4 protein-coding genes are annotated in these 3,126 nt (G+C 38.3%); 2 read left to right on the top strand and 2 right to left on the bottom strand.

Going from position 1 to position 3,126, the window contains the following annotated elements; translation table 11 throughout:
* Positions 1-61 precede the first annotated feature (61 nt).
* Positions 62-1,213: a pyridoxal phosphate-dependent aminotransferase gene (locus JK188_RS16935; protein WP_211885834.1), complete on the top strand. Its 1,152-nt coding sequence runs from the start codon at positions 62-64 to the stop codon at positions 1,211-1,213.
* A 69-nt stretch (positions 1,214-1,282) separates the two neighbouring features.
* On the opposite strand, the gene JK188_RS16930 is transcribed toward JK188_RS16935, so the two are convergent.
* Entirely contained in the window at positions 1,283-1,627 is a 345-nt protein-coding gene (locus JK188_RS16930; RefSeq protein WP_211885835.1) for a DMT family protein, read from the bottom strand.
* A gap of 227 nt (positions 1,628-1,854) precedes the next feature.
* On the opposite strand from JK188_RS16930, the gene JK188_RS16925 reads away from it, so the two are divergent.
* Positions 1,855-2,634, top strand: a complete 780-nt coding sequence (locus tag JK188_RS16925) for a class I SAM-dependent methyltransferase (RefSeq protein WP_211885837.1) — start codon at positions 1,855-1,857, stop codon at positions 2,632-2,634.
* Between the two features lie 50 nt (positions 2,635-2,684).
* Here the strand turns inward: JK188_RS16925 and JK188_RS16920 are convergent, their stop codons facing one another.
* A complete protein-coding gene (locus JK188_RS16920) occupies positions 2,685-3,083 on the bottom strand; it encodes a hypothetical protein (protein WP_036953146.1) in 399 nt (132 codons plus the stop codon).
* Positions 3,084-3,126 lie beyond the last annotated feature (43 nt).

Raw genomic sequence — 3,126 nt, 5'->3', positions numbered from 1 at the left:
AGCAACTGAATTATTTCGAGTAATCTAATCACACAAGATAAATATATTTCAGGGACTCATTATGGATCGTCGTTCTTTTCTAAAATCAAGCTCACTTGTTGCAGGTGGCTTAGCACTAAATTCAGTTTTAAATCATGCAAGTGCAAATACTAGCGCACTTGTTAAACCAAATGCCCAACATCCTTTATTACTCAATTTCAATGAGAACTCATTGGGAATGTCGCCTAATGCACAAAAAGCGGTCATCGAAGCCTTACCAGGTTCATTCCGTTATCCTGATGATGCACGCTCCGAGCTTATCGGCAATATTGGCACACTGCATAACCTAGACAGCAAGAATGTGACCCTCGGAAATGGTTCGTCAGAAACCATTCAGGCGGCTGTCGCCATACTCGCAAATAAGGCAAGAAAAGAAGGCATAAAAATTCAGCTTGTCACCCCAGATCCTACATTTAACTATGCTGAACTCTATGCACTCCCACTCGGTGTAGAAATTACTAAAGTTCCATTAAAATCGGACTTGAGTTTTGACCTGAAAAAAATGGAGCAAATCGCCAATGATTACGATGGTTTATCCATTATCTATATCTGTAATCCAAACAACCCAACGGCGATGATAACTCCGCATAGCCCACTCGATAACTGGATGAAAAAAGCTTCAGATAAACAGTTTTTTATTGTTGATGAAGCCTACGCGGAATTTGTTGAAGATCCACAGTTTGTAAGCGCAATTGAATTAGTCAAAGCAGGACAAAAAAACCTAATAGTGACACGGACTTTCTCGAAAATTTACGCATTAGCAGGCCTGCGAGTGGGATACGGCATTGCAACCCCTGAAATCATTGAAGCGGTCGATGAGTTTATCTCGATTGATAACACCAATACTGCGGGTGCTGTCGCTGCTATTGCATCATTGAAAGATAAGAAATTCCTGGAATATAGCCTTAAATCTAACAATCTTTCACGTAAAATCGTTGAAACTGCGCTTAATGAATTAGGCTTAGAGTATGCGCCATCACAAGCTAACTTTATTTTCCACAAAGTAAAAGGTGATGTGAAAACTTATAAACAGCGTATGAAAGAGGCCAATATTATGGTTGGCAGAGAATTTCCACCTGTTATGGGTTGGAACCGATTAACCTTAGGTACCCCCCAAGAAATGGAGCAGTTCGTTGCGGTACTTAAAGAGTTTCGTCAAAAAGGTTGGGTGTAAGTAAGAATCCCATTATTTATTAAGCATCTTCTACCCTACTATTTTCTATAAAGTAGAAGATGCTGTTCACTAAAAAGGACCTTTAAAAATAAAAAATGCGCCTGCAAAAATAAGAGTAAAGCCAATGAGATGGTTTATTGTAAAACTCTCACCAAGATAAAGCACAGAAAACCCAGCGAATACGCATAACGTAATCACTTCTTGCATCGTCTTCAATTCAGCGGCGCTATAATATTGATGCCCTAAGCGATTTGCGGGTACCGCGAAACAGTATTCTACAAATGCAATCAGCCAACTAAAGAATATGACTATATATAATGGCTTATTCGTAAATTTTAAATGTCCATACCAAGCGAACATCATAAATACATTGGAAATAACCAATAAGATGACAGGATAGAATTTTGCTAGCATGATAAGCCAATGGCAAGTTCAAATATGCATATATTATGCGAATAACGCCCCTTAATTTCAATCATCTTCCCATATTTGTTCATTATTGCTTTCACGTATAACCAGCCAAATAGCTTGCATTTTTTCCTAATAGGGAAACAAACTGTACTTTCTGGTACGTTTTCTTGTTTACTTTAATCTCACCGTGATTACAATGAACTTAATTAATGTATTAACAGGTACACTTTATGATGGATTTTATTATTGCAAATCAAAAAGCATGGGATAAACAAGCGGCATCTCAACAACCTTGGTCTACTCCGGTTGATAGCCAAACAATTGAAGAAGCAAAAAAAGGAAATTGGGAAATTCATCTAACGCCAACCCCATTAAATAAAGCTTGGCTTGGCGACGTAAAAGGGAAAAAAATTCTCTGTTTAGCTTCTGCTGGTGGGCAACAAGCGCCAATATTGGCCGCTGTGGGCGCTATCGTAACAGTATTTGATTTGTCAGAAAAACAGTTAGCGCAAGATAGTATGGTGGCTAAGCGAGATAATTTAGCACTGACGACAGTTCAAGGAGATATGCGCCATCTCCCTATGTTTGAAGACAATTCATTTGATATTATTTTTCACCCAATTTCAAACTTATACATTCCCGATGTTAATCCTGTATGGCAAGAATGCTTTCGAGTCCTTAAACCACAAGGTCGATTGCTTTCAAGCTTTTTTAACCCTGTCGTATTTATTGATGATAGAGAAAAAAGTCCTACTGAAAACACAATTATTCGACCTCGATATACCATGCCGTTTTCAGAATTGGATAATTTATCGCAAGAACAGGTGGCAATAAAATACGCAAAGCGAGAGGCGTTTGTCTTCGGTCATTCACTGACAGACTTAATTGGGGGGCAAATTCAGGCAGGCTTTAACATTGCAGGCTTTCAAGAAGATTGGCAGCCAAATCCTCGTTTTGTTATCGATAATTTCTTGCCAACATTCCTAGCGACATTGGCAATAAAACCATGAAATCATAAGGCAGAGTTGATAATACAAAGATCAATCTGCCTTATGATTCATTACTCTCGATTGCAATAACGTTCCCAGATAGGGTCAAATTGTTCAACAGGAACAATGTCATCAACTTTTTCCACTAGTGGAATAGAAACCACTGTTTTACCTTCTTTGTTTTTATGTAAACGAACAATAAATCGTTTATATCCGTAAGGTAAACCATCTTCAAATCCAAAAACTTCACCACAATAGTAGCCAGTCTCATCGCCCTCTTCATTCTGATTCAGGACATGATATTTCACATTTTTGTATGTTGCGGCTGATGGATATACCAGAAAATCTTCAACGGCGCTTTTGACTTTACTCTCTGCGTCCATCTCAGTATCTGAAGAAACTTCTGTCATCACACCTGCTATGTAGGAACAGCCCGCGACTAATAATACTACAAGGACTCTTAGTAACATTTTTCTCTATGAATGGCGAATTAGAACACACTAAGTATTATCT

The sequence above is a fragment of the Providencia sp. JGM181 genome, assembly GCF_018257375.1.
Taxonomy (GTDB): domain Bacteria; phylum Pseudomonadota; class Gammaproteobacteria; order Enterobacterales; family Enterobacteriaceae; genus Providencia; species Providencia lanzhouensis.
Note: the sequence above shows the minus strand (reverse complement) of the source record. Positions and strands in the feature narration are given on the sequence as shown.

What these genes read in the sequence shown, in the direction of transcription:
- JK188_RS16920 (WP_036953146.1), bottom strand. Translation starts at nt 3,083, where the DNA reads ATGTTACTAAGAGTCCTTGTAGTATTATTAGTCGCGGGCTGTTCCTAC.
- JK188_RS16935 (WP_211885834.1), top strand. Translation starts at nt 62, where the DNA reads ATGGATCGTCGTTCTTTTCTAAAATCAAGCTCACTTGTTGCAGGTGGC.
- JK188_RS16930 (WP_211885835.1), bottom strand. Translation starts at nt 1,627, where the DNA reads ATGCTAGCAAAATTCTATCCTGTCATCTTATTGGTTATTTCCAATGTA.
- JK188_RS16925 (WP_211885837.1), top strand. Translation starts at nt 1,855, where the DNA reads ATGATGGATTTTATTATTGCAAATCAAAAAGCATGGGATAAACAAGCG.